The sequence below is a fragment of the Pseudomonas sp. DR48 genome, from assembly GCF_019823085.1.
Taxonomy (GTDB): domain Bacteria; phylum Pseudomonadota; class Gammaproteobacteria; order Pseudomonadales; family Pseudomonadaceae; genus Aquipseudomonas.
In genome coordinates this window covers 1,579,696-1,603,504 of record NZ_CP081946.1, presented here as the reverse complement: position 1 = coordinate 1,603,504, position 23,809 = coordinate 1,579,696, and the positions used below count along the sequence as shown (strand labels likewise).

General features: G+C 59.4%; 20 protein-coding genes. 14 read left to right on the top strand and 6 right to left on the bottom strand.

Features of this window, described 5'->3' with window-relative positions:
• Nucleotides 1-57 precede the first annotated feature (57 nt).
• Both gcvT and gcvH read left to right on the top strand, forming a co-directional pair.
• Nucleotides 58-1,140, top strand: a complete 1,083-nt coding sequence (gene gcvT / locus K5K95_RS07380; protein ID WP_090178305.1) for a glycine cleavage system aminomethyltransferase GcvT — start codon at nucleotides 58-60, stop codon at nucleotides 1,138-1,140.
• 50 nt (nucleotides 1,141-1,190) lie between these two features.
• Nucleotides 1,191-1,574 (top strand): glycine cleavage system protein GcvH, encoded by a 384-nt coding sequence (gene gcvH / locus K5K95_RS07375; protein ID WP_222588926.1) that lies wholly within the window; start codon nucleotides 1,191-1,193, stop codon nucleotides 1,572-1,574.
• A gap of 52 nt (nucleotides 1,575-1,626) precedes the next feature.
• Here the strand turns inward: gcvH and K5K95_RS07370 are convergent, their stop codons facing one another.
• On the bottom strand, nucleotides 1,627-2,769 hold the full coding sequence (locus tag K5K95_RS07370) for a DegT/DnrJ/EryC1/StrS family aminotransferase (protein WP_208670962.1): 1,143 nt from the start codon (nucleotides 2,767-2,769) through the stop codon (nucleotides 1,627-1,629).
• Nucleotides 2,770-2,923: 154 nt separating this feature from the next.
• Between K5K95_RS07370 and gcvP the strand changes: the two genes are divergently transcribed.
• Nucleotides 2,924-5,797, top strand: a complete 2,874-nt coding sequence (gene gcvP / locus K5K95_RS07365) for an aminomethyl-transferring glycine dehydrogenase (RefSeq protein ID WP_222588925.1) — start codon at nucleotides 2,924-2,926, stop codon at nucleotides 5,795-5,797.
• Between the two features lie 178 nt (nucleotides 5,798-5,975).
• Here the strand turns inward: gcvP and K5K95_RS07360 are convergent, their stop codons facing one another.
• The 3 genes from K5K95_RS07360 to K5K95_RS07350 form a co-directional block, all read right to left on the bottom strand.
• A complete protein-coding gene (locus K5K95_RS07360; protein WP_007951791.1) occupies nucleotides 5,976-6,293 on the bottom strand; it encodes a DUF2388 domain-containing protein in 318 nt (105 codons plus the stop codon).
• Nucleotides 6,294-6,363: 70 nt separating this feature from the next.
• Nucleotides 6,364-8,148: a GspE/PulE family protein gene (locus K5K95_RS07355; RefSeq protein ID WP_222588924.1), complete on the bottom strand. Its 1,785-nt coding sequence runs from the start codon at nucleotides 8,146-8,148 to the stop codon at nucleotides 6,364-6,366.
• Nucleotides 8,149-8,238: 90 nt separating this feature from the next.
• Nucleotides 8,239-8,577, bottom strand: a complete 339-nt coding sequence (locus tag K5K95_RS07350; RefSeq protein WP_222588923.1) for a hypothetical protein — start codon at nucleotides 8,575-8,577, stop codon at nucleotides 8,239-8,241.
• A gap of 126 nt (nucleotides 8,578-8,703) precedes the next feature.
• Here K5K95_RS07350 and K5K95_RS07345 point away from each other — a divergent pair, with 126 nt between their 5' ends.
• A complete protein-coding gene (locus K5K95_RS07345; protein WP_046045137.1) occupies nucleotides 8,704-9,168 on the top strand; it encodes an Lrp/AsnC family transcriptional regulator in 465 nt (154 codons plus the stop codon).
• Between the two features lie 126 nt (nucleotides 9,169-9,294).
• On the opposite strand, the gene K5K95_RS07340 is transcribed toward K5K95_RS07345, so the two are convergent.
• The gene (locus K5K95_RS07340) at nucleotides 9,295-10,662 is read right to left on the bottom strand and encodes an inorganic triphosphatase (RefSeq protein ID WP_222588922.1); all 1,368 of its coding nucleotides are present in this window, start codon (nucleotides 10,660-10,662) and stop codon (nucleotides 9,295-9,297) included.
• 157 nt (nucleotides 10,663-10,819) lie between these two features.
• On the opposite strand from K5K95_RS07340, the gene argE reads away from it, so the two are divergent.
• On the top strand, nucleotides 10,820-11,989 hold the full coding sequence (argE, locus tag K5K95_RS07335) for an acetylornithine deacetylase (RefSeq protein WP_222588921.1): 1,170 nt from the start codon (nucleotides 10,820-10,822) through the stop codon (nucleotides 11,987-11,989).
• 170 nt (nucleotides 11,990-12,159) lie between these two features.
• On the top strand, nucleotides 12,160-13,458 hold the full coding sequence (gene argA / locus K5K95_RS07330; RefSeq protein ID WP_222588920.1) for an amino-acid N-acetyltransferase: 1,299 nt from the start codon (nucleotides 12,160-12,162) through the stop codon (nucleotides 13,456-13,458).
• Between the two features lie 51 nt (nucleotides 13,459-13,509).
• Here argA and tauA read toward each other — a convergent pair whose 3' ends face one another.
• A complete protein-coding gene (tauA, locus tag K5K95_RS07325) occupies nucleotides 13,510-14,499 on the bottom strand; it encodes a taurine ABC transporter substrate-binding protein (protein WP_222588919.1) in 990 nt (329 codons plus the stop codon).
• A gap of 351 nt (nucleotides 14,500-14,850) precedes the next feature.
• On the opposite strand from tauA, the gene K5K95_RS07320 reads away from it, so the two are divergent.
• From K5K95_RS07320 to ssuB, 8 genes are all read left to right on the top strand, one after another.
• A complete protein-coding gene (locus tag K5K95_RS07320) occupies nucleotides 14,851-16,191 on the top strand; it encodes an OprD family outer membrane porin (protein WP_222588918.1) in 1,341 nt (446 codons plus the stop codon).
• Nucleotides 16,192-16,548: 357 nt separating this feature from the next.
• Nucleotides 16,549-17,925 carry an OprD family porin gene (locus K5K95_RS07315; RefSeq protein ID WP_222588917.1) on the top strand — a complete coding sequence of 459 codons (1,377 nt, stop codon included), beginning with the start codon at nucleotides 16,549-16,551 and terminating at the stop codon, nucleotides 17,923-17,925.
• Nucleotides 17,926-18,307: 382 nt separating this feature from the next.
• Nucleotides 18,308-18,946 (top strand): peroxiredoxin, encoded by a 639-nt coding sequence (locus K5K95_RS07310; protein ID WP_222588916.1) that lies wholly within the window; start codon nucleotides 18,308-18,310, stop codon nucleotides 18,944-18,946.
• A 308-nt stretch (nucleotides 18,947-19,254) separates the two neighbouring features.
• The gene (gene ssuE / locus K5K95_RS07305) at nucleotides 19,255-19,848 is read left to right on the top strand and encodes an NADPH-dependent FMN reductase (protein WP_090178348.1); all 594 of its coding nucleotides are present in this window, start codon (nucleotides 19,255-19,257) and stop codon (nucleotides 19,846-19,848) included.
• A gap of 130 nt (nucleotides 19,849-19,978) precedes the next feature.
• On the top strand, nucleotides 19,979-20,944 hold the full coding sequence (locus K5K95_RS07300; protein ID WP_222588915.1) for a sulfonate ABC transporter substrate-binding protein: 966 nt from the start codon (nucleotides 19,979-19,981) through the stop codon (nucleotides 20,942-20,944).
• Between the two features lie 55 nt (nucleotides 20,945-20,999).
• A complete protein-coding gene (ssuD, locus tag K5K95_RS07295) occupies nucleotides 21,000-22,148 on the top strand; it encodes an FMNH2-dependent alkanesulfonate monooxygenase (RefSeq protein ID WP_008026018.1) in 1,149 nt (382 codons plus the stop codon).
• 8 nt (nucleotides 22,149-22,156) lie between these two features.
• Nucleotides 22,157-22,939 carry an aliphatic sulfonate ABC transporter permease SsuC gene (ssuC, locus tag K5K95_RS07290; RefSeq protein WP_222588914.1) on the top strand — a complete coding sequence of 261 codons (783 nt, stop codon included), beginning with the start codon at nucleotides 22,157-22,159 and terminating at the stop codon, nucleotides 22,937-22,939.
• Nucleotides 22,936-23,742 carry an aliphatic sulfonates ABC transporter ATP-binding protein gene (ssuB, locus tag K5K95_RS07285; protein ID WP_090178360.1) on the top strand — a complete coding sequence of 269 codons (807 nt, stop codon included), beginning with the start codon at nucleotides 22,936-22,938 and terminating at the stop codon, nucleotides 23,740-23,742. Before ssuC ends, ssuB begins: the two co-directional genes overlap by 4 nt.
• Nucleotides 23,743-23,809: the final 67 nt, after the last annotated feature.

The window sequence follows — 23,809 nt, the reverse complement described above, 5'->3', positions numbered from 1 at the left end:
GGCTTTCAATGGTCAAGCACCTGCCCGCACCTTCGCCACGCCCGGAAGGAGAAACCCATGGGACAGCGTACGCCTCTGTATGACCTTCATCTCGCCCTCGGCGCGAAGATGGTCGATTTTGGCGGTTGGGATATGCCTTTGCATTACGGCTCGCAGGTCGAGGAACACCATCAGGTGCGCCGCGATTGCGGGGTATTCGATGTATCCCACATGACCGTGATCGACGTCAGCGGTGCCCAGGCCAAAGCCTGGCTCCAGCATTTGCTGGCCAATGATGTCGCGCGCCTGCACAGCCCCGGCCGTGCCCTGTACAGCACCATGCTCAATGAGCGTGGCGGAATCGTCGACGACATGATCGTCTATCGACTCGAGGACGGTTATCGGTTGGTGGTCAACGCCTCCACCCGCAATCAGGACCTCGCCTGGATGCAGGCTCATCTCGACGGTTTCGATGTGCAGCTCAACGAGCGCTCCGAATTGGCAATGCTGGCCATTCAGGGGCCCCATGCCCGGCATAAAATCTCCGAACTGGTGACTCAGTCCCGCAGCAACCTGATCCAGATGCTCAAGCCCTTCGAAGGGCTGGCCGACGGTGACTGGTTCATTGCGCGCACCGGTTACACCGGCGAAGACGGGCTCGAAATCGTTCTGCCGGCCAATCAGGCACCGGGTTTCTTCAACGATCTGGTGGGCGCCGGGATCTCGCCAATCGGCTTGGGCGCGCGCGACACCTTGCGCGTGGAAGCCGGCATGAACCTGTACGGCCAGGACATTCATCAAGACGTTTCACCACTGGCCTCGAACATGGCGTGGAGCATTGCCTGGGAACCGGCCACGCGCCAGTTCATCGGTCGCACTGCCCTGGAAGCCGAGCGGGCGGGTGGCGTTCAGCACAAACTGGTCGGTCTGGTCCTTGAGGAGCGTGGTGTTTTGCGCGCTCATCAAGTGGTCCGCATCGCCAATGTTGGCGAAGGAGAGATCACCAGTGGTAGTTTCTCTCCTACGCTTAGCAAGTCGATTGCACTGGCGCGCGTGCCGATGGCAACTGCCGACCGCGCAGAAGTGGAAATCCGTGGCAAATGGTACCCGGTCCGAGTGGTCAAACCGACCTTCGTACGCCACGGCAAAACCTTGATCTAACCTTTTTTGGCGGGCAACGACCGCTGACAATTTTCTTGAGGATACAGAACATGAGCGATATCCCTGCCGACCTGCGTTTTGCCGAAAGTCACGAATGGGCCCGTCTGGAAGCCGACGGCACCGTCACCGTGGGCATTAGCGATCACGCTCAGGAAGCCTTGGGCGATGTGGTATTCGTTGAACTGACCGAAGTCGGCAAAGTGTTTGCTGCCGAAGATCAGGCCGGCGTGGTGGAGTCGGTTAAAGCCGCCTCTGACATCTACTCACCGATTGCCGGTGAAGTGATCGCGGTCAACGAAGAACTGAGCGGGTCGCCTGAATTGCTCAACTCCGACCCGTACGGCGCCTGGATCTTCAAACTCAAGCCAAGCAACGCCGCCGATCTGGACAAGCTGCTCGATGCCGCAGGCTATAAAGCCGCCATCGGCGAGTAAGCCCCGGACAAGCAAAAGCCTCGATCACTCGAGGCTTTTTTTTGGGCTTTTTTCAGGCCGCTCGCAAAACCGTCTTCACCGCTGCCACCGATCGCTCGACATCCGCTTTGCTCATGGCCGTAAACATCGGCAGCGAAACAATCAGGCGTCCGACCCGTTCTGCTACCGGGAACATGCCTTCCTTGAATCCGCGCTCGCGGTAAAGGCTCAGCAGATGAATCGGCGGGTAGTGATAGCCAATACCGACACCCAATGCCTGCATCTGCTCCATGAACGTGGCCCGTGCCGCGAGGCCATCCTTGCGTTCCGGCAGCACCAGCTGGAATAAATGCCAATTGCTGTTCTCGAAATCCGCCGGGGGCAGTTGAGCGCCGTATTGGGCTTCGAAGTCCTCGCCAAAGCAGGCGAAATAGTGCTTGGCCAGCTCACGGCGATGAGCCGTAATCGCCTCGATGTGAGCAAATTGCCCCAGGCCAATAGCCGCCGCGACATCGGTCATGTTGAATTTGCCGCCCAACACATCCACGTCCAGCCCATCGAAACCGGTGCGGGTTACACCCTGTAATCGGTACTTTTCCGCCAGTCGGGTTTCTTCGGCCGTGTTCAGCACCAGGCAACCGCCCTCCGAGGAGGTGACGTTTTTGTTGGCCTGAAAACTGAAGGACACGAAGTCGCCGGTTGCGCCGATGCGCTGTCCGTTCCAGCTCGAGCCCAGCGCCTGGGCCGCGTCTTCCACTACCCGTAAACCGTGCTTTTTCGCCAGTGCGTAAAGGCGCGTCATGTCCACCGGCAGCCCGGCGAGGTACACCGGGATAATGGCTTTGGTGCGCGGGGTAATGGCGGCTTCAAGCTGATCCAGGTCGATGTTGCGAGTGACCGGGTCGATGTCGGCAAACACTGGCGTGGCGCCGACCTCCAGAATCACGTTGGCGGTGGCTACCCAGGAGATCGGCGTGGTGATCACTTCATCGCCCGGTCCGATCCCGGCGATGCGCAAGGCGATTTCCATGGTGCAGGTGCCGGAGTTGAAGGTGCGCACTGTGCGCCCTCCGAAATATTCCGAGAGTTGCGCTTCAAAGGCCTGAACCTTGGGACCGCTGGTAATCCAGCCTGAACGCAAGACATCGCCGACAGCGGCGATTGTGGCCTCGTCAATGGTGGGTTTGGAAAAGGGCAGAAAAGGCAGTTGGCTCATAAGTATGGACACCGATCAGCGGACGTAAGGCATACGCCGAACATGATGATGCGAATTGGCCAACCGCGCTACGCCCCTCCGCATGATTATCGACTGCTATGCTGCTTTGACCGTGTTGCATCGACGTTGAGCGCCAGTCAAGAGAGAGCCCGTCATGTCCCAGTTGCCATCCTTGAGCCAGTTACGCGATCCCAATGCCTTTCTTCGCCGCCACCTGGGGCCCGATGCCGCCGAACAGCAGGCGATGCTCGACAGTCTCGGTCTGGGCAGTCGAGTGGAGCTGATCGAGCAAACAGTTCCGCCGGGAATCCGCCTGAACCGGATGCTCGACTTGCCGCCCGCCCTCGACGAAGAAGCCGCGCTGGCCAAGCTGCGCGGCTACGCCGAACAGAACCAGGTCTGGACCAGCCTGATCGGCATGGGCTACCACGGCACGCTCACGCCGAATGTCATTGCGCGCAACGTGCTGGAAAATCCTGGTTGGTACACTGCCTATACGCCTTACCAACCGGAAATCGCGCAAGGCCGGCTTGAAGCGCTGCTCAATTTCCAGCAATTGACCATCGACCTCACGGGCCTCGAACTGGCCAATGCTTCGTTGCTCGATGAGGCCACGGCCGCCGCTGAAGCCATGGCCTTGGCCAAACGTGTCGCCAAGTCCAAGAGCAATGTGTTCTTCGTTGACGAGAATTGCCACCCGCAGACTATTTCCGTGGTGCAGACCCGCGCCGAAGGCTTCGGTTTCGAGTTGATCATCGATGCACTGGATAACCTGAAAGCGCATCAGGTATTCGGCGCGTTGCTGCAATATCCCGACACCCACGGCGAGATTCGCGACCTGCGTCCATTGATCGATCACCTGCATGCCCAGCAAGCCCTGGCGTGCGTCGCCACAGACTTGCTGAGCCTGCTGTTGCTGACGCCTCCGGGAGAACTGGGGGCCGATGTGGTGTTCGGTTCATCCCAGCGTTTCGGCGTGCCCATGGGGTACGGCGGTCCTCACGCGGCTTTTTTCGCCAGTCGCGATGAATACAAACGAGCCATTCCCGGGCGCATCATCGGCGTCTCGAAGGACGCGCGCGGCAACACCGCGTTGCGTATGGCCCTGCAAACCCGCGAGCAGCATATTCGTCGGGAGAAGGCCAATTCGAACATCTGTACCGCGCAAGTGCTGCTGGCCAATATCGCCAGCTTCTACGCGGTTTATCACGGCCCCGAAGGCTTGAAGCGGATTGCCCAGCGGGTGCACCGGCTGACCTGCATCCTCGCGACCGGTCTCGAACGCCACGGCATCACCCGGCTCAACAAACACTTCTTCGACACCTTGACCCTGGAGGTTGGAGGTACGCAGACCGCTATCATCGAAAGCGCCCAGGCCGCGCAGATCAACCTGCGGATTCTGGGGCGCGGGCAATTAGCGCTGAGCCTCGACGAAACCTGCGACGAAACCACGGTCGCCAAGTTGTTCGATGTTTTCCTTGGCTCCGATCATGGACTCAACGTCGACGAACTGGACGCCGAAACCGTGGTTTGCGGCATTCCCGTCGAGCTGCTGCGCACCTCGCCTTATCTGCGCCATCCGGTGTTCAGCACCCATCACAGCGAAACCGAGATGCTGCGCTATCTCAAGCAACTGGAGAACAAAGACCTGGCGTTGAACCAGTCGATGATTCCACTCGGTTCTTGCACCATGAAACTCAATGCCACCAGCGAGATGATTCCCATCACCTGGCCGAAATTTGCCAACCTGCACCCGTTTGCACCGAGGGAGCAAGCGGTGGGTTATGCGCTGATGATCGAAGAACTGGAGCGTTGGTTGTGCGCGATTACCGGTTTCGATGCGATCTGCATGCAGCCCAACTCCGGCGCTCAAGGCGAGTACGCGGGGTTGCTGGCAATTCGCAAATACCACGAGAGTCGTCAACAGGGGGCACGGGATATCTGCCTGATCCCGTCGTCGGCTCACGGCACCAACCCGGCTTCGGCACAAATGGCCGGGATGCGCGTGGTGATCGTCGAGTGCGATGAGGCGGGCAACGTCGATCTGGATGACCTCAAAGGCAAAGCCGCGGAGGCGGGCGACAAACTCGGCTGCCTGATGGCCACCTATCCTTCGACCCATGGCGTGTACGAGGAAGGCATCAGCGAGATATGTGAAGTTATCCACAGTCACGGCGGCCAGGTGTACATGGATGGCGCCAACCTCAATGCCCAGGTCGGCTTGGCGCGTCCGGCGGACATTGGCGCCGACGTGTCGCACATGAACCTGCATAAAACCTTCTGCATTCCCCACGGCGGCGGCGGGCCAGGCATGGGACCGATCGGGGTGCGCGCGCACTTGGCGCCGTTTGTCGCCAATCACCCGGTGGTGCCCATCGATGGACCGCTGGCGCAGAACGGCGCGGTCAGTGCGGCGCCTTGGGGCAGTGCGAGCATTCTGCCGATCAGCTGGATGTACATTGCGATGATGGGGCCGCAACTGGCGGATGCGAGCGAGGTGGCGATCCTTTCCGCAAATTACCTGGCGCAGCATTTGTCCGGCGCGTTTCCAGTGCTCTACACCGGGCGCAACGAACGAGTGGCTCACGAATGCATTCTGGATTTGCGGCCGATGAAGGCGCTGACCGGTATCAGCGAAGAGGACGTCGCCAAGCGTTTGATGGATTACGGCTTCCATGCGCCGACCATGTCGTTCCCGGTACCGGGGACGTTGATGGTCGAGCCGACCGAGAGTGAATCGAAGGCCGAGCTGGACCGGTTTATCGGCGCGATGCTGAGTATCCGCGCCGAGATCACCGAAGTGCAGAATGGCAACTGGTCAGCCGAAGACAACCCGCTCAAGCGTGCGCCGCATACCTTGGCCGATATCACCGGGGTGTGGGAGCGGCCTTACAGCATTGAGCAAGCGGTGACGCCGGATGCACACACCAAGGCGCACAAATATTGGCCGGCGGTGAATCGGGTGGATAACGTTTATGGCGATCGCAATTTGTTCTGTGCCTGCGTGCCGGTAGACGATTACCGCTAACCTCACGGGAGATATAAATCCCATGTGGGAGCGGGCTTGCTCGCTAAAGCGGACTGACAGTCGACATCAATGTTGAATGTTATGGCCCCTTCGCGAGCAAGCCCGCTCCCACATTTGATCGCGCTCAGGCATAAAAAATGCCGCTCATATGAGCGGCATTTTTGTTCAGCTGGAACGCTTACTCGGAAGCAACGGCGTTCTTCGCCAGGATCGCGTTCGCCAGTTCCATGTCCGTGGCCTGCAGGCCTGGGTTGTCGGCGCGGACTTTCTGCATCGCGGCTTCCAGATAAGGACCGCGAATGCCGCCATCACTGGCAACAAAGCTGCCGGCATCGTCCTGGGCTGCGACGATCAGCTTGTGATCCTTGAAAGTCAGGTAGGTCGAACCGGTGGTTGCGCCGGACGAAATGACGTTACGCCAAAAGCTATCGGCCATCGCCGAACCGACTGGAAGGGACAACAAGGCGAGGGTAGCGACAGCAAGTTTGAGACGCATAGGGGTACTCCACTGGGTTAACTACGGGATTTGATTGCCATTCCCTCAATCGAGTTCCGTGACGCCCAGCCTACTTCTGCTCGCTCTGTGGTGTCACCCGTAGAACCTCCTCGACCGTGGTCAATCCTGCCGCCACTTTCTGTGCCCCCGACAAACGCAAACTGCGCATGCCTTCCTTGAACGCCTGTCGCCGCACCGCGAGCAAATCGGTATCGGGATTGATCAGCGCTTTGACGCCGTCAGTCAGTTGCATGATTTCGTAGACCCCGGCGCGACCGCGATAGCCGGTGTCGCGGCATTCCAGGCAACCGATGGCGCGCTGGGCATTGGTGGGCAGTGGCGCTTGCCAGGGTTTGGTCAGGGTTTGCCAGTCTTCTTCGCCCAAGGTCAGCGGGGCCTTGCAATCGGGGCACAAGGTTCGCACCAGTCGCTGGGCCATGACGCCGAGCACCGTGGCCTTGATCAGGTAATGCGGCACGCCGAGTTCGAGCAGGCGACTGATGGCGCTCGGTGCATCGTTGGTGTGCAGCGTCGAGAGCACCAAGTGACCGGTGAGCGCGGCCTGGATCGCCATTTCAGCGGTTTCGAGGTCGCGGATCTCGCCGATCATGATGATGTCCGGGTCCTGTCGCATCAGCGCGCGCACACCGGCGGCGAAGGTCAGGTCGATGTTGTGCTGGACCTGCATCTGATTGAAGGCAGGCTCGACCATCTCGATCGGGTCTTCGATGGTGCAGAGGTTGACCTCCGGTGTCGCCAGTTTCTTGAGCGTGGTGTACAGCGTCGTGGTTTTGCCTGAACCGGTCGGCCCGGTGACCAGAATGATGCCGTTGGGCTGGCGGGTCATGTCCTGCCAGCGGCGCAGGTCTTCGGCGGAAAACCCCAATTGGTCGAAATTCTTGAGCAGCACTTCCGGGTCAAAGATCCGCATGACCATTTTTTCGCCAAACGCGGTCGGCAATGTCGACAGCCGCAACTCGACTTCGCCGCCATCCGGCGTCTTGGTTTTCACCCGTCCGTCCTGGGGTTTGCGCTTTTCCGCGACGTTCATCCGGCCGAGGCTTTTCAGGCGACTGACGATCGCCATCGTTACCTGCGGCGGGAATTGGTAGACGTTGTGCAGCACGCCGTCGATGCGAAAACGCACGGTGCCTTGCTCGCGCCGGGGTTCGATGTGGATATCGCTGGCGCGTTGCTGGAATGCGTATTGGAACAACCAGTCGACGATGTTGACGATGTGCGCGTCGTTGGCGTCCGGTTCCTGGTCGCTGGCACCGAGATTGAGCAGTTGTTCGAAGTTGCCCAGGTTGCTCGTTTTTTGATCGGTGGTGGTCGCGCCGCTGACCGATTTGGCCAGACGGAAAAACTCGACGCTGAAGCGCTGGATGTCCACCGGGTTGGCCACCACGCGTTTGATCGGCAGCTTCAACACGTGGGTCAGGTCGGCTTCCCAGCCGTTGACGTACGGTTGGGCGCTGGCCACGGTCACTGCGTCGCGGTCGACGGACACCGCCAGAATCTTGTGACGCTGGGCGAAGGCATAGGACATCAGTGGTGTGATGGCCGCGACGTTGATCTTCAGCGGGTCGATGCGCAGGTAAGGCTGACCGGCCTGTTGTGACAGCCACAGGGTCAGGCTTTCCAGGTCCAGGTGTTTACCGGGACGGCTGAGGTCGTCCAGGTGCTGGCTGGCGATGAATTCCAGTGGATGCATCTGGCCACTGGTGGCGTGGCGACGGCGGGCATTGAGCGCTTGCTCGGCCGAGTCCTGGCTGATGAAGCCTTGGGCGACCAGTTCGCGCAGCAAATCATTGAGATCCAGCCAGCGGTCCTGAATGGTGAGTTGAACGGACATGCGGGCACCTCATGAACAACGGTGCGCAAAGGATAGTCGCGCAGCCACCTACCGTTGGGCCACTACTCGACGAAGCCGTGTCGAGGTTTGTCAGCCAGCCGCTTGAACCGGTTCATTCCAGGCCGCATCAGCGGTTTGCAGGTCTACCGAAAACACACTGATCAAGTTACGTAGTTTTTCCGCAATCACTTCGGCCCGATGCCAGCTCAGGCCGTCCATGACGATATCGATCGCCAGCCGACCGTCCGTGCGCTGCACATTGACCTGTTGCGGCGTCAGGCACTGCAACGCAAAAAAGTTGAGGGCTCTGCACAGCAGGTCCGGCTCGGCCTCGGCCAGCAATTGATAGTGGACGCGGCAGTGGGCGTTGCTGACGTTCCAGACATCGGCGCGAGTGGGCAGGGTGTTGACGGCTTCCAAAGGGGGCATGGTCGATCTCCAAATTCTCTGGAGGAATTTTTACATTCGTTGCCGGGCATTTCTTATCTATGATTGGTCGTATTGGCGATTTATCGAATCGTTTAATTCAATAATGCGTTGATTGAAGGTTTTATTATGCACAGCGAGCTGGATGGCTACGACCGCAAAATTCTGGCGTTACTGCAGGAGGACGCTTCGCTCTCCAGCGCGCAGATCGCCGAACAGGTGGGGCTCTCGCAGTCGCCGTGCTGGCGGCGGATTCAGCGCATGAAAGAGGAGGGCATCATTCGCGGTCAGGTGACGCTGCTTGATCGCAAGAAGATCGGGCTTAACACGCAGATCTTTGCCGAGATCAAACTCAACGCGCACGGGCGTTCGAACTTCACGGAGTTCACCGAAGCGATTCGCGGTTTTCCCGAAGTGCTGGAGTGTTACGTGCTGATGGGGTCGGTGGATTTCTTGCTGCGGATCGTGACGGCGGACATCGAGGCGTATGAGCGCTTTTTCTTCGAGAAGCTGTCGATGGTGCCGGGGATACAGGAGGTGAACTCGATTGTGGCGTTGTCGGAGATCAAGTCGACGACGAGTTTGCCGGTCTGAAGCTTTGCGGTGGATGGGCCGGCCTCTTCGCGAGCAAGCCCGCTCCCACATGAGATCTTCAGTGGACACAAAATTTGTGTACGACCGAGATCAAATGTGGGAGCGGGCTTGCTCGCGAAGGCGGTATCACATGCGCAGCAGCATCTTCCACGCACGATTCTGATACACCGCAATTGCCTGCTGCTTGCGCGCATCCAGCGATTCATCGGTGATTGGCTCGTTGGCCAGTTGCGCCAACAGTTTCAGCTCACCGTACAGGCGATCCATTTCCGGGATGTCCAGCACGTTACGGGCGTGATGCAGCCAAGCCTGGATGCGCTCGATGCGCGGCAATTGCTCAGCCAGGTCTTCTGGCTGCTGCTGATAACGCTGCAATTGCAGGGACGTGGCTTCTTCACCCAGCAGGCGCGGCAACCAGCTGCCCAGTTGCGCAGCGCCCTGGCGGTTGCCACGCACGTTACGGTCGGCAGTCCAGGTGCGGGCCAGCAACCAGCGCGAGGTGTTCAGCGAGAACAAACCCCAGCGCGGGTCTTCGAGTTCCTCAAGGAACTGCTCCGGCGCGGCTTTGCGCACGTCTTCGTCGTCGATACCGGCTTGCACCAGTGGACGCCAGTCTTCGAGCAAGGCATCCAGCGCGACACGCAGATCGTGAGTCGACTGACGCGGTGCGGCCTGGCCCAGGCTGCTCAACAGTGCACGCAATTCCGCCAGGTTTTCGACCCAGTCCAGCAACAGGCGCCAATGGCCATTGAATCGATACTGTTCGGCCAGGCGCTGGCTGCTGCTCAGCAAGTGCCAGGCCAACGCCGCGAAGGCGTCGTCCAGCGGAGTTTCGGCGGTGATCTGCGGCGCGGGCAGGCTAAGCGAGTAGCTGTTGGCGTCGTACAAGCGATAACCGCGCTCGGCCTTGCTGATGTCACACGGCATCAGGGCCAGGGTTGCAGCCAGTTCCGCGGCCAGTTCCAGCAACGCGGCCGGTTCGCCTTCGCGCAGTTCCAGTTCCAGCTCGCAGATTTCTTCTTTCTGCTTGCCTACCACCACGTGGCCCAGATCCAGCGCGGCTTCGATGACCACTTTGGTCTTGCCACGGCCCCAGGCGATTTCGGCGCGTTCGCGCACGAAGTCGGTGGTGAAAATCGGCTTCAGGGTTTTCTTGTCCAGTTCGGCCAGCTCGACCGGCCAGCATTCGCCGTCGAGTTTCTTCACGTCGAGCTTGGCTTTGGGCAGGTTCCAGTCGTATTCGTTACGCTCGGACAGACCGGCGACGCTCTGGCCACGGGTCTTGAGCGTTTGAATCACTTCATCCCCATCCTTGCGCAGGCGCAGGGCAACCTTGGCGCGGGCCAGGTCGCGCTCAGGCGTGTCGAAGTATTGGTTCATCAACTCACGGCGTTCCCAGCCATTTTTGTTGCGTTTTTTCAGGAGCGGGTGCTCGCGCAGTGCAGCGAGGGTTTCGCGGCTGACGCGGAGTTTGATTTCGGTTTCTTTCTGCATGGCCGGAAAATCCAGGATCGGGAGCGCAGCCGGGGGGAATGTGTGGCTGCCAAGGTCGTGCAGTGTACAGGACTCGATCATCCTCCGCGCCGCGGCGGTTTATTCCTGTCGCCAGATGGCTCTATGATGGACTTCAATTCGGGAGTGGGAGTCAGCGATGCCTTTGCCGTCCATGAAAGATCAGTTCGCTGCGCTGATCGCCGCACCGTCCGTCAGTTGTACACAGCCCAGCCTCGATCAGACCAACCGTCCTGTCATCGATTTGCTGGCCACGTGGCTTGGCGACCTGGGTTTTGCCTGCGACATCCAGCAGGTCAGCCCCGGCAAATTCAACTTGCTCGCCACTTTCGGTTCCGGCCCCGGCGGCCTGGTGCTGGCGGGCCACAGTGACACCGTGCCCTTTGATGGCGCCCTGTGGCAGACCGATCCGCTCAAACTCACCGAAGTCGATGGCCGCTGGGTTGGATTGGGCAGTTGCGACATGAAGGGTTTTTTTGCCCTGGCGATCGAAGCCGTCATTCCGCTGCTCGACCAGCCGTTCAAGCAGCCGCTGCTGATCCTCGCCACTTGCGATGAGGAAAGCTCCATGTCCGGCGCCCGCGCGTTGGCCGAAGCCGGGCGTCCATTGGGGCGCGCAGCGGTGATTGGCGAGCCGACCGGGCTCAAGCCGATCCGCATGCACAAAGGCATCATGATGGAGCGTATCGACATCCTCGGGCAGAGCGGCCATTCCTCGGACCCACGCCTGGGTCACAGCGCCCTCGAAGCCATGCACGATGCCATCGGCGAACTGCGTGGCCTGCGTCTGTTGTGGCAGCGCGAGTTCCGCAATCCGCAGTTCGGGGTGCCGACGCCGACCCTGAATCTCGGCTGCATCCATGGCGGCGACAATCCCAACCGTATTTGCGGCCAGTGCTCGCTGGAGTTCGACCTGCGGCCGTTGCCAGGCATGGACCCCAAAGCGTTACGGGCGGAGATTTTGCAGCGGCTCAAGCCGGTTGCCGAACGCCATCAGGTGAAGATCGACTACGCGCCGCTGTTCCCCGAAGTGCCGCCGTTCGAGCAGGCCGAAGACGCCGAATTGGTCCGGGTCGCGGAAAAGCTCACCGGCCATCGGGCCGAAGCAGTGGCGTTCGGCACCGAAGCGCCTTATCTTCAGCGCCTTGGCTGTGAAACGCTGGTGCTGGGCCCGGGTGATATCGCTTGTGCGCACCAACCGGGGGAATACCTCGAAATGTCACGTTTGCAGCCTACGGTGCATCTATTACGTTCATTGATTGAACATTACTGTCTGATACCGGCCAAAACGCCGATGCCAGTCAGTTGAATGAAACCCCTGTGTCATGGCTGGCAATCCTTGTAAATTGCCAGTGTCCCAACCCGTATTCATGAGGAGAGCGCGCGTGTCGCCAAGCCTGTTCCGACGATAACCATCAGCCCGCTGTGCATGTCAGTTTCACCCATTTTTTGGCTGCTATTTATTACAGGCCCAGGTTCATGCCCGAATACGTTAATTGGCTTCGCCACGCTTCGCCTTACATCAATGCCCACCGGGATTGCACCTTCGTTGTCATGCTGCCCGGCGACGGCGTCGAGCATCCCAACTTCGGCAACATCGTCCACGACCTGGTGCTGCTGCACAGCCTGGGTGTGCGGCTGGTGCTGGTCCACGGCTCACGTCCGCAAATCGAAACCCGTCTTGCCGCACGCGGCCTGATCCCGCATTACCACCACGGCATGCGCATCACCGATGCCGCAACGCTTGAGTGCGTGATCGATGCGGTAGGCCAACTGCGGATCGCCATCGAAGCGCGGCTGTCGATGGACATGGCCTCGTCGCCAATGCAGGGCTCGCGTCTGCGGGTGGCCAGCGGCAACCTGGTGACCGCACGGCCGATCGGTGTGCTCGAAGGCGTCGATTATCATCACACCGGCGAAGTGCGTCGTGTCGACCGCAAGGGCATCAATCGTCTGCTGGACGAGCGCTCCATCGTGCTGCTCTCGCCGTTGGGCTACTCGCCAACCGGTGAGATCTTCAACCTGGCGTGTGAAGACGTCGCCACCCGCGCGGCCATCGATCTGGGGGCGGATAAATTGCTGCTGTTCGGTGCGGACCTGGGGCTGATCGATGAAAACGGTCGTCTGGTTCGCGAATTGCGCCCGCAACAAGTGCCGGCGCATTTGCAGCGCCTGGGTAGCAACTATCAGGCTGAACTGCTGGATGCTGCGGCAGAGGCTTGCCGGGGCGGCGTGGCGCGCAGCCATATCGTCAGCTACGCCGAAGACGGTGCGCTGCTGACCGAACTGTTCACCCGCGACGGTGGCGGTACGCTGGTCGCCCAGGAGCAATTCGAGGTTGTTCGCGAAGCGGCGATTGAAGACGTCGGCGGTTTGCTGGACTTGATCAGTCCGCTCGAAGAGCAAGGCATTCTGGTGCGCCGCTCTCGCGAGGTCCTGGAGCGTGAGATCGAACAGTTCAGCGTGGTCGAGCGCGAAGGCATGATCATCGCGTGTGCGGCGCTGTATCAGATTGCCGATTCGGATGCCGGGGAGTTGGCCTGCCTGGCGGTGAACCCGGAGTATCGCCATGGCGGTCGCGGTGATGAGCTACTGGAACGCATCGAAACCCGTGCCCGGGCCCAGGGGTTGAAAACCTTGTTCGTGTTGACGACCCGCACCGCTCACTGGTTCCGCGAACGTGGTTTCGAGCCGAGCAGCGTCGAGCGCCTGCCATCGGCGCGGGCTTCGCTGTACAACTATCAGCGTAATTCGAAGATCTTCGAAAAGTCCCTGTGACCTGCTCGTTCCCACGTCGACGCCTCGGCGTGGGAACGATCATTACGTGTGTTATTCAGCAACGAACTTCGCGCTGACATACGCCGAATAATCCGGCAGCACCGTCTCGACCTTCCCTTGCTCCTTCAAAAATTTCGCCGTCTCGCCAATGGCCTTGGCTGTTCCACCGTCCAGCAACGCGGTGGTCTGTTGCGCCTTGGCATCCGGGAACGCGGAACCGGCCAGCAGCTCCGGCACATCAGCGGCATTGGCACCGGTCAGTTTGGCGATTTTCTGCACGGGCACCGAGTCCGCCGTCCAGCTGTCTTTATGCGCGGCATAGTCGGCGAAAGAGTCCAGCGTGACCTTGGCGAACTTGGCCACTACGTCTGGATGCTTCTGCGCGTAATCCTTGCGTGCCACCCATACCTCGAACGTCGGTGCACCCCATTGGCCGACTTGTGCTGCGTCGGTCAAGGTCTTGCCAGTCTTGCGGATTTCCCCCAGCGCCGGCGACCAGACAAACGCGCCATCAATGTCGCCTCGCTTCCACGCCGCCGCTATTTCCGCCGGTTGCAGGTTCACCACTTTGACTTTCGAGGCATCCAGCCCCCAATGCTTCAACGCGCCGAGCAAGCTGTAGTGGGAGGTTGAAACGAATGGCGTAGCGATGGTCTTGCCGATCAGATCCTGCGGTTTCTCGATGCCGCTGCCGTTGCGCACCACCAGTGCTTCCGCCGCGTTGATCTGGGCGGAAACGATAAACGCCACGATCGGTAAATTGCGCGAAGCGGCTGCCGCCAGCGGACTTGAACCGAGGTTGCCGATCTGTACGTCACCCGAAGCAATCGCCGTGACCACTTCCGGGCCGCTATTAAACCGGCGCCAGTCGATTTTCTGGCCTATGGTTTGCTCGTAAGTGCCGTCAGCCTGGGCGACTTTGCTGGGGTCGATGCCGGTTTGATAGCCCACGGTGAGGTTCTCCGCGTGAGCGCTCGAAGAAACCACTAGCAATACATAAACTGTAACAATTAAGCTGGATAGTGCGCGTTTGGTCGTCATGGCGCTGCCTTTCGATTGGGTTTGATTACGGGGTTTCATCAAAGCTAATCGATCTAAAAAAAGGCTAATAAATACCATTTAGGAATTAGCTTATGAGCCGGTGCCGCGCCCTGGTTCAAGGGGAAAGCGCGGAGCTAAATTCCTAAAGGGTATTAAAAAGAATTGGGTGATTTCTTTTTGGGCTGACGTCCCGGCAGGAGCGAATTTAATGGGGGTTAGACGATGGTCGTAGACACACATAGTTACGATTGACTTGTGAGTCACGGTCTGGCGCTAATCGCGCATCTTAGGATCCCGGGCATTCGACTCAGGGCCAGGAACACAAGAATTAGAAACGAGAGGAGCTGAACAATGAACAAGTCCACCTTGGCCCTGGCCGTGGCAGTAGGGGTTATGGCGCAGCAGGCAGGCGCCGCGGGTTTCCTGGAAGACAGCAAGGCTTCCGTTAGCTCTCGCACCATGTATTACGACGCTGATATGCGTGAAGGCGCGGGCACAGCTGCTAACAGACAGCGCGAAACCGCTGAAGGGCTCAAGTTCGATTACCTGTCCGGTTTTACCCAAGGTACCGTTGGTTTTGGTATCGACGCCCAGGCGCTGGTTGGTATCCATCTGGATGGTGGCAAGGGGCATCACCCGGTGGGTAACGCCAACTCCTTCTTCCCTAGCGACGGCAATGCTTCGGCGGATGAGTGGAGCCGTTTGGATGGCAACGTCAAGGCGCGCTTCTCGAAGACCGAAGCCCACCTGGGTGGCGCTCTGGCACCTAACTTGCCGATCCTGATCGCGAACGACAGCCGTGTGCTGCCTCAGACCTTTGACGGTGGCACCATCACCTCGAAGGAAATCGACAATGTGACCTTCAACGTCGGTCAACTGGAGCACGCCTCGGGTCGCGCCTCCTCCAACAGAACTGGCTTGGCGGTAGCAGGCGGTACGCAGGACAGCAACCAGTTCCGTTACGCGGGCGCTGACTGGAAAGTGACCAAAGACCTGTTGCTGCAGTACTACTACGCGAACCTGGAAGACTACTACAAGCAGAACTTCCTCGGCCTGGTGCACGTTTACCCGATCGCTCCCAACCAATCCTTCAAGACCGACATTCGCTATTTCGATAGCCGCTCTGACGGTAAGAACGGCGACGTCGGCTACCGCTTCAACAACAACAACGGTTTTGCCAAGACCCCAGGCGAGGTTGATAACAAGACCTGGAGCGCCATGTTCACGTACACCCTGGGCGGTAACGCGTTCCTGCTCGGGCACCAACGTGTCAACGATGACGGCGGCTTCGTTTTCCTGAACCAGGGCAGTCTTGTTGATGACAAGGGTCGTCAAGAAGGTGCCGGCGGCGCCAGCTTCTACTCGTTTACCGATGCCACGGTTGGCAGCTTTATCCGTGCCGGTGAAAACACCACGTTCGGTCAGTACTCCTATGACTTCGCCTCACTGGGCGTGCCAGGTCTGAAAGCTTCGATCGCTTACCTGAATGGCCAGGACATCAAGGCTACCAACGGTATCGGTAAAGACCTGAGTGAGCACGAGACCGACGCGCGTATCGACTACGTGATTCAAACAGGCTTGCTGAAAGGGTTTGGTACAACGCTGCGTCACGGTACCTACCGTGGCAACACCAGCACCCTGGATCAAGACCAGACTCGCTTGATCTTCAACTACACCTACAGCTTCCTGTAAGTACCATCCAAAAAAAGAGCCTCGCCTTCGGGCGAGGCTTTTTTTTGTCCTGGCATATTCCAAATAGATATCACTTAGTAATTTTATATTCTTTTTGGCTTTTAGCGTAAACGCCTAAAGTGGGCGGCAGTCGGGCCGATAGCCTGTGTCACGGCGCCTATCTATATTCCTGAATGGCATGAAAAATAATTAAATAGATATTTTTAGGTTTAACATGCCGGCCCGAATCACGTGGGACAGACCACGACACTAGATACACGCAGTCCGGTGGACGTGCGATCTGGCGCTAAACGCGCACTTCAGGATCCGGGGCATTCGACCCAGGACCTAAAAATTAGAAACGATAGGAGCGAAACAATGAACAAGTCCACCTTGGCCCTGGCTGTGGCCGTAGGGGTTTTGGCGCAGCAGGCGAGCGCCGCCGGTTTCATCGAAGACAGCAAGGCTACTTTGGGGCTGCGCAACTTCTACATCAACACCGATAACCGTGACAGCGCTGCCGGCACTGCGGCCAACAAGGCTGCCGGTGTCCAGAGCAAGAACGAAGAATGGGGCCAGGGTTTCGACCTGCGCTTCATCTCCGGTTACACCCAAGGCACCGTCGGCTTCGGTATCGATGCCATCGGCCTGCTGGGCGTACGTCTGGATTCGGGCGGCGGCACCAACGGCGCCACTGCCACCTCTTACGGCGGCACGGTTTTCCCAAGCAAGTCCAACGGTGAAGCGGTTGATAACTTCTCCAGCCTGGGCCTGACTGCCAAAGCCAAGATCTCCCAGACCGAACTGAAGCTGGGCACCCTGCAGCCAAAACTGCCGGTAATCGTGACCAACGATGGTCGTCTGCTGCCGCAAACCTTTCAGGGTGGCCAGATCACCTCGAACGAGATCAAGGACCTGACACTGGTCGGCGGTCAGATCGAGCACGTCAAGGGTCGTAACTCCAGCAACAACGAAGAGTTGTCGATTGCCGGTGCGAACTCTCCTACCTCTTCTGGCCGTCACAGCAACAAGTTCATCTACGGCGGTGGCGACTATAAACTCACCAAAGACCTGACGGCCCAGTACTACTACGGCAACCTGGAAGACTTCTACAAGCAGCACTTCCTGGGTCTGGTTCACAACTGGGCCATCGGCCCGGGCGTGTTGAAGTCTGACTTGCGTTACTTCAACAGCTCCGATGACGGTGCCAACGGTCACGACTCGGCTTACTTCAGCAGCGGTAACTATCAAAGCTTCCGTGCCGGTAAGGGCAAGGTCGACAACAACCTGTACAGCGGCCTGTTCCTGTACTCCGTTGCCGGTCACACCTTCGGTGGCGGTTACCAGGTCAGCAACGGTAGCAGCGACTTTCCTTGGCTGAACCAGGGCGACGGCTCGTCGGCTTACATCATTACCGACTCGCAGATCGCCAAGTTCGCCCGCGCCGGTGAACGTACCTGGCAAGCTCGCTACTCGTATGACTTCGCCAAGGTTGGCCTGCCAGGCGCGACTGCCGGCATTGTCTACCTGCGTGGTGACAACATCGACACCATCAGCAGCACCAGCACCGCTGTGGCCGGCTCCGGCCGTTCCGAGTGGGAACGCGACCTGACCCTGGCGTACGTCGTCCAGGCTGGTCCACTGAAAAACCTGGGCCTGACGTGGAAAAACGCCATGTGGCGTAACGATGTTCCAGGCCAGCGCGACCAGGACGAAAACCGTCTGATCGTCAGCTACTCGATCCCGCTGTTGTAATAGCGTGTGGGAGCGAGCCTGCTCGCGAAAACGGTATGTCATTCAGCAAAATTTGTGACTGACACGGCGCCTTCGCGAGCAGGCTCGCTCCCACAGTGGATAATCGAGGTAAAAAAAAGCCCCGCCCGGCATCTCGCCGGGCGGGGCTTTTACGTTTCAAGGCGAGCTCACCCCCGTAATCCCGCCTTGAATTTTCCCTCTTTGCAGCAACTCAAGGCCTTCTCGAACCTTGTGAACGATAGTCGTCTCGATGTTCACCAAGGTCCAGTGAACAGATCTTTAATATTCATTTATGATCTAAATAAATTGATATTTATTCTTTTTAATCCATAAAAAACTTAGGCACAGTTGAGCTCAACAAGCACTCACCAGGAGCAGCACCATGAGCCTCAGACTGGGCGACATTGCCCCCGACTTCGAACAGGATTCCAGCGCCGGCACCCTCCGTTTTCACGAATGGCTGGGCGATAGCTGGGGCGTGCTGTTTTCCCATCCGGCGGACTTCACTCCGGTGTGCACCACCGAATTGGGTTTCACTGCAAAGCTCAAGGATGAGTTTGCCAATCGCGGCGTCAAAGCCATTGCCCTGTCCGTGGACCCCGTGGATTCGCACCACAAGTGGATCGAGGACATCAACGAAACCCAGAACACGCTGGTCAATTTCCCGATCCTTGCCGATGCCGATCGCAAGGTCTCGGACCTCTACGACCTGATTCATCCGAATGCCAACGACACCCTGACCGTGCGCTCGCTGTTCGTGATCGACCCGAACAAAAAGGTTCGGCTGACGATTACCTACCCGGCAAGCACCGGGCGCAACTTTCACGAGATCCTGCGGGTGATCGACTCGCTGCAACTCACCGACAACTACAAGGTGGCCACACCGGCCAACTGGCAGGACGGTGATGAAGTGGTGATCGTGCCGTCGCTCAAGGATGAAGACGAAATCAACAAACGCTTTCCCAAGGGGTATCGCGCGGTGAAGCCGTACCTGCGCCTGACGCCACAACCCAATCGATAACTCAGCTAACTATCGTTCCCACGCTCTGCGTGGGAATGCCTCAAGGGACGCTCCGCGTCCAGTGACGCGGAGCGTCACGGGCTGCATTCCCACGCGGAGCGTGGGAACGATCACCATAAAGCAGGGAATTTCGGGCCGTTTTTTACGGCCTTTTTTTTGCCTGGAAAAAGTCTGTCTGCATAGATCTACAACGAATAACCAAATGAATAAATATGATTTATGGATATAACAATCACCTGTTAAGGTCACTTCCATCCAAGCGAGATCGCAAACTGCGAATCGCCACCACCCTTCAAGGAATCGTCTGAATGCTGGTCGTCTCACTCGGTGGCAGTCCGAGCCAACGCTCCCGTTCCGGGGTGCTACTGGAGCGCTCCCAACGCTGGTTGCAGGAGCAAGGTGTGGAAGTGGTGAGTTATCAGGTACGGGACTTCCCGGCCGAAGACTTGCTGCACGCACGCTTCGACAGCCCGAAGGTGATCGACCTGCTGCAACAGATCGAAAACGCGGATGGCCTGCTGATCGCCACGCCGGTTTACAAGGCATCGTTCTCCGGCGCTCTGAAAACCGTGCTGGACCTGCTGCCCGAACGCGCCCTGGCGCACAAGGTGGTCTTGCCGATGGCCACCGGCGGCAGCATCGCCCACATGCTGGCGGTTGATTACGCGCTCAAACCGGTGCTGTCGGCGCTGAAAGCACAGGAAATGCTCCACGGGATTTTCGCCGTAGACAGCCAGATCGCGTATGGCGAAGGCAGCGCCCAGGCGCAGTTGGCGCCAGAGCTGGAACAACGACTGAATGAATCGCTGGAGCTGTTTTTCAGCGCCATGGCCCGACGGCCCAAGCCGCTCGATCCGAACCTGTTGAATGAACGTTTGTTGAGTGCTCGCTGGAGCATTTGACGCTTTTTAATTTTTTAGTTTGAAAAGTCGCCGAGCGAGTGCAGGCACTTTTCGAACAAAAAATCACCTTACTCAGCCGCTAACGGCTTAGCAGGTGCAGCCAAAACCCTACTGCAAAAAGGAGAGCGCTATGCGCACTGTCATTTTGCGTCGTGGTCTGGTCGCTCTGTTTATTGCGGCTGTGTCCTTCGGCGCCATCACTCAAGCTCAAGCCGAGACGTTGCGAATCGGCTATCAGAAATACGGCACGCTGGTGCTGCTCAAAGCCAAAGGCACCCTCGAAAAGCGCCTCGCCGCTCAAGGCGTGGACGTGCAATGGACTGAATTTCCCGGTGGCCCGCAATTGCTCGAAGGCCTGAACGTCGGCTCCATCGACTTCGGTGTGACTGGCGAAACCCCACCGGTATTCGCTCAAGCGGCAGGCGCCGATCTGCTCTACGTCGCCTACGAACCACCCGCACCCCACAGCGAAGCGATCCTGGTGCCAAAGGACTCGCCGATCAAATCGGTGCAGGACCTCAAGGGCAAGAAAGTCGTCCTGAACAAAGGCTCCAACGTTCACTACCTGTTGGTTCGTGCGCTTGAAGACGCCGGCCTCAAATACACCGACATCCAGACCGTTTTCCTGCCGCCGGCCGATGCCCGTGCCGCGTTCGAACGCGGCAGCGTCGACGCCTGGGTGATCTGGGATCCGTACCAGGCGGCCGCCGAAAAACAACTGCAAGCGCGCACCCTGCGCGATGGCCAGGGCATCGTCGACAACCACCAGTTCTACCTGGCAACCAAGCCTTACGCACAGAAAAACCCTGAGGTGATCAAGACCCTCGTGGAAGAAGTGCGCGCGGTCGGCGAGTGGTCCAAGGCCAATCCTGAAGACGTGACCCAACAGGTTTCGCCTCTGCTCGGCCTGCCAGCGGACATCACCCTGACCTCGGTGAAACGCCAGGGCTACGGCGCGCTGTTCCTCACGCCTGAAGTGGTCGCCGCCCAACAGAAAATCGCCGACAGCTTCTACCAGCTCAAGCTGATTCCGAAGCCGCTGAGCATCAAAGACGTGATCTGGACGCCCCCGGCAGCCGTTGCCAAAGCTCAGTAACCAAAAGCCCGGCAACCAAAAGCCCAGTCACTCGATTCCCTAAGGAGACCACTCCATGAGCCTTAATATCTTCTGGTTCCTGCCTACCCACGGCGACGGCCATTACCTTGGCACCGCCGAAGGCGCTCGCGCCGTCGACCACGGTTACCTGCAACAGGTCGCGCAAGCGGCGGATCGCCTGGGCTTCGGCGGGGTGCTGATTCCCACCGGTCGCTCGTGCGAAGACTCGTGGCTGGTGGCCGCGTCGTTGATCCCGGTGACCCAGCGTTTGAAGTTTCTTGTCGCACTGCGCCCCGGGATCATTTCCCCGACGGTGGCCGCGCGTCAGGCTGCGACCCTGGATCGTTTGTCGGGAGGCCGTGCGCTGTTCAACCTGGTTACCGGCGGTGATCCGGAAGAATTGGCCGGCGACGGTTTGTTTCTGACTCACGAAGAACGCTATCAGGCCTCGGTGGAATTCACCCGCATCTGGCGCCGTGTGCTGGAAGGCGAAACCGTTGATTACGACGGTCAGCACATCAGCGTGAAGGGCGCCAAGTTGCTCTATCCGCCGATTCAGCAACCGCGTCCGCCACTGTATTTCGGCGGCTCGTCGGAAGCGGCGCAAGACTTGGCGGCAGAGCAGGTGGAAATGGTCCTGACGTGGGGCGAACCGCCAGCCGCCGTTGCCGAGAAGATCGAACAAGTGCGCGCCAAAGCCGCGAAACTGGGGCGCACCGTGCGCTTCGGCATTCGTCTGCATGTGATCGTGCGCGAAACCAACGCCGAGGCGTGGCAAGCGGCGGATCGTCTGATCTCGCATCTGGACGACGACACCATCGCTCGCGCCCAGGCTTCTCTGGCGCGCTTCGACTCGGTCGGCCAGCAACGCATGGCCGCGCTGCATGGCGGTAGCCGCGACAACCTGGAAGTCAGCCCCAACCTGTGGGCCGGTGTCGGCCTGGTACGTGGCGGGGCGGGTACGGCGCTGGTGGGCGATGGTCCGACCGTGGCCGCTCGCGTGAAGGAATACGCAGACCTGGGCATCGACACCTTCATCTTCTCCGGTTATCCACACCTGGAAGAGTCCTATCGCGTCGCCGAATTGCTGTTCCCGCATTTGGACATCGAACGCCCAGAGCTGCCGAAAAGCGCCGGTTACGTCAGCCCGTTCGGCGAGATGGTCGCCAACGACATTCTTCCCAAAGCCGCGTCCCAGAGCTGAGGCGCACCATGAAGAAAATCATTCATAACCTCGCGCCCTGGGCGTTGCCGGTGTTGCTGCTGGCGGTGTGGCAGTTGTCGGTGTCGGCGGGCTGGTTGTCGACACGGATTCTGCCGGCACCCATCGCGGTCATCGAAGCCGGCGTGAGCCTGGTGCGCAGCGGCGAAATCTGGACGCACCTGGCAATCAGCGGCTGGCGCGCGGCGCTGGGTTTCACCATCGGTGGCAGCATCGGCCTGGCGCTGGGTTTTATCACCGGCCTGTCGAAATGGGGCGAACGCCTGCTCGACAGTTCGGTGCAGATGATCCGCAACGTGCCGCACCTGGCGTTGATACCGCTGGTGATCCTGTGGTTCGGCATCGACGAGTCAGCAAAGATTTTTCTGGTGGCGCTGGGTACGTTGTTTCCGATTTACCTGAACACCTATCACGGCATCCGCAACGTTGATCCGGCGTTGGTGGAAATGTCGCGCAGTTATGGCTTGTCCGGTTTCAGCCTGTTCCGTCAGGTGATTTTGCCGGGTGCGCTGCCGTCGATTCTGGTCGGCGTGCGCTTCGCCCTTGGCTTCATGTGGCTGACGCTGATCGTGGCAGAAACCATCTCCGCCAGCTCTGGCATCGGCTACCTGGCGATGAATGCGCGGGAGTTCTTGCAGACTGATGTGGTGGTGCTGGCGATTCTTTTGTACGCGGTGCTCGGCAAACTCGCCGACCTCGCGGCCCGCGGCCTTGAGCGCGTCTGGCTACGCTGGCATCCGGCTTATCAGGTTGCCAAGGGAGGTGCGGCATGACGGCTCAACAACCTCCACGCCTGCTGCGCGGTATTCCGCTGGTGGTGCGCAAACTGCAGAAGACGTTTGGTTCGCGGCAAGTGCTGCGCGAGATCGATCTGCACATCCCGGCGGGTCAGTTTGTCGCCGTGGTCGGTCGCAGCGGTTGCGGCAAAAGCACCTTGTTGCGCTTGCTCGCCGGTCTGGACAAACCCACCGGCGGCGAACTGCTGGCCGGTTCCGCGCCGCTGAGCGATGCGCGGGAAGACACCCGATTGATGTTCCAGGAAGCACGCCTGCTGCCATGGAAAAAAGTCATCGACAACGTCGGTCTCGGGCTCAAGGGCAACTGGCGGCCACAAGCGCTGGAAGCGTTGGAGTCGGTCGGCCTGGCGGACCGCGCCAACGAGTGGCCGGCGGCCCTGTCCGGTGGCCAGAAGCAACGCGTGGCCCTGGCCCGCGCGCTGATCCATCAACCGCGCTTGCTGTTGCTCGACGAGCCACTAGGCGCACTGGATGCGCTGACCCGAATTGAAATGCAGCAACTGATCGAACGGCTCTGGCAGAAGCACGGCTTCACCGTGTTGCTGGTGACCCATGACGTCAGTGAAGCGGTAGCGATTGCCGATCGGGTGATCCTGATCGAAGAGGGCGAAGTCGGCCTCGACCTGCACGTTGAGCTGCCGCGCCCTCGTGTGCGCGGCTCTCATCGGCTGGCGGCGCTGGAAACCGAAGTACTCAATCGCGTGCTGTCGCTACCCGGACAGCCGCCGGAACCTGAACCTGTTTCACCCTTGCCTACGCAACTGCGATGGGCGCAATAGAAGCAGCGGCAAGTTGCAAGCTTCAAGCGGCAAGAGGAAGCAAAGCGCTTTTACTTGCAGCTTGTCG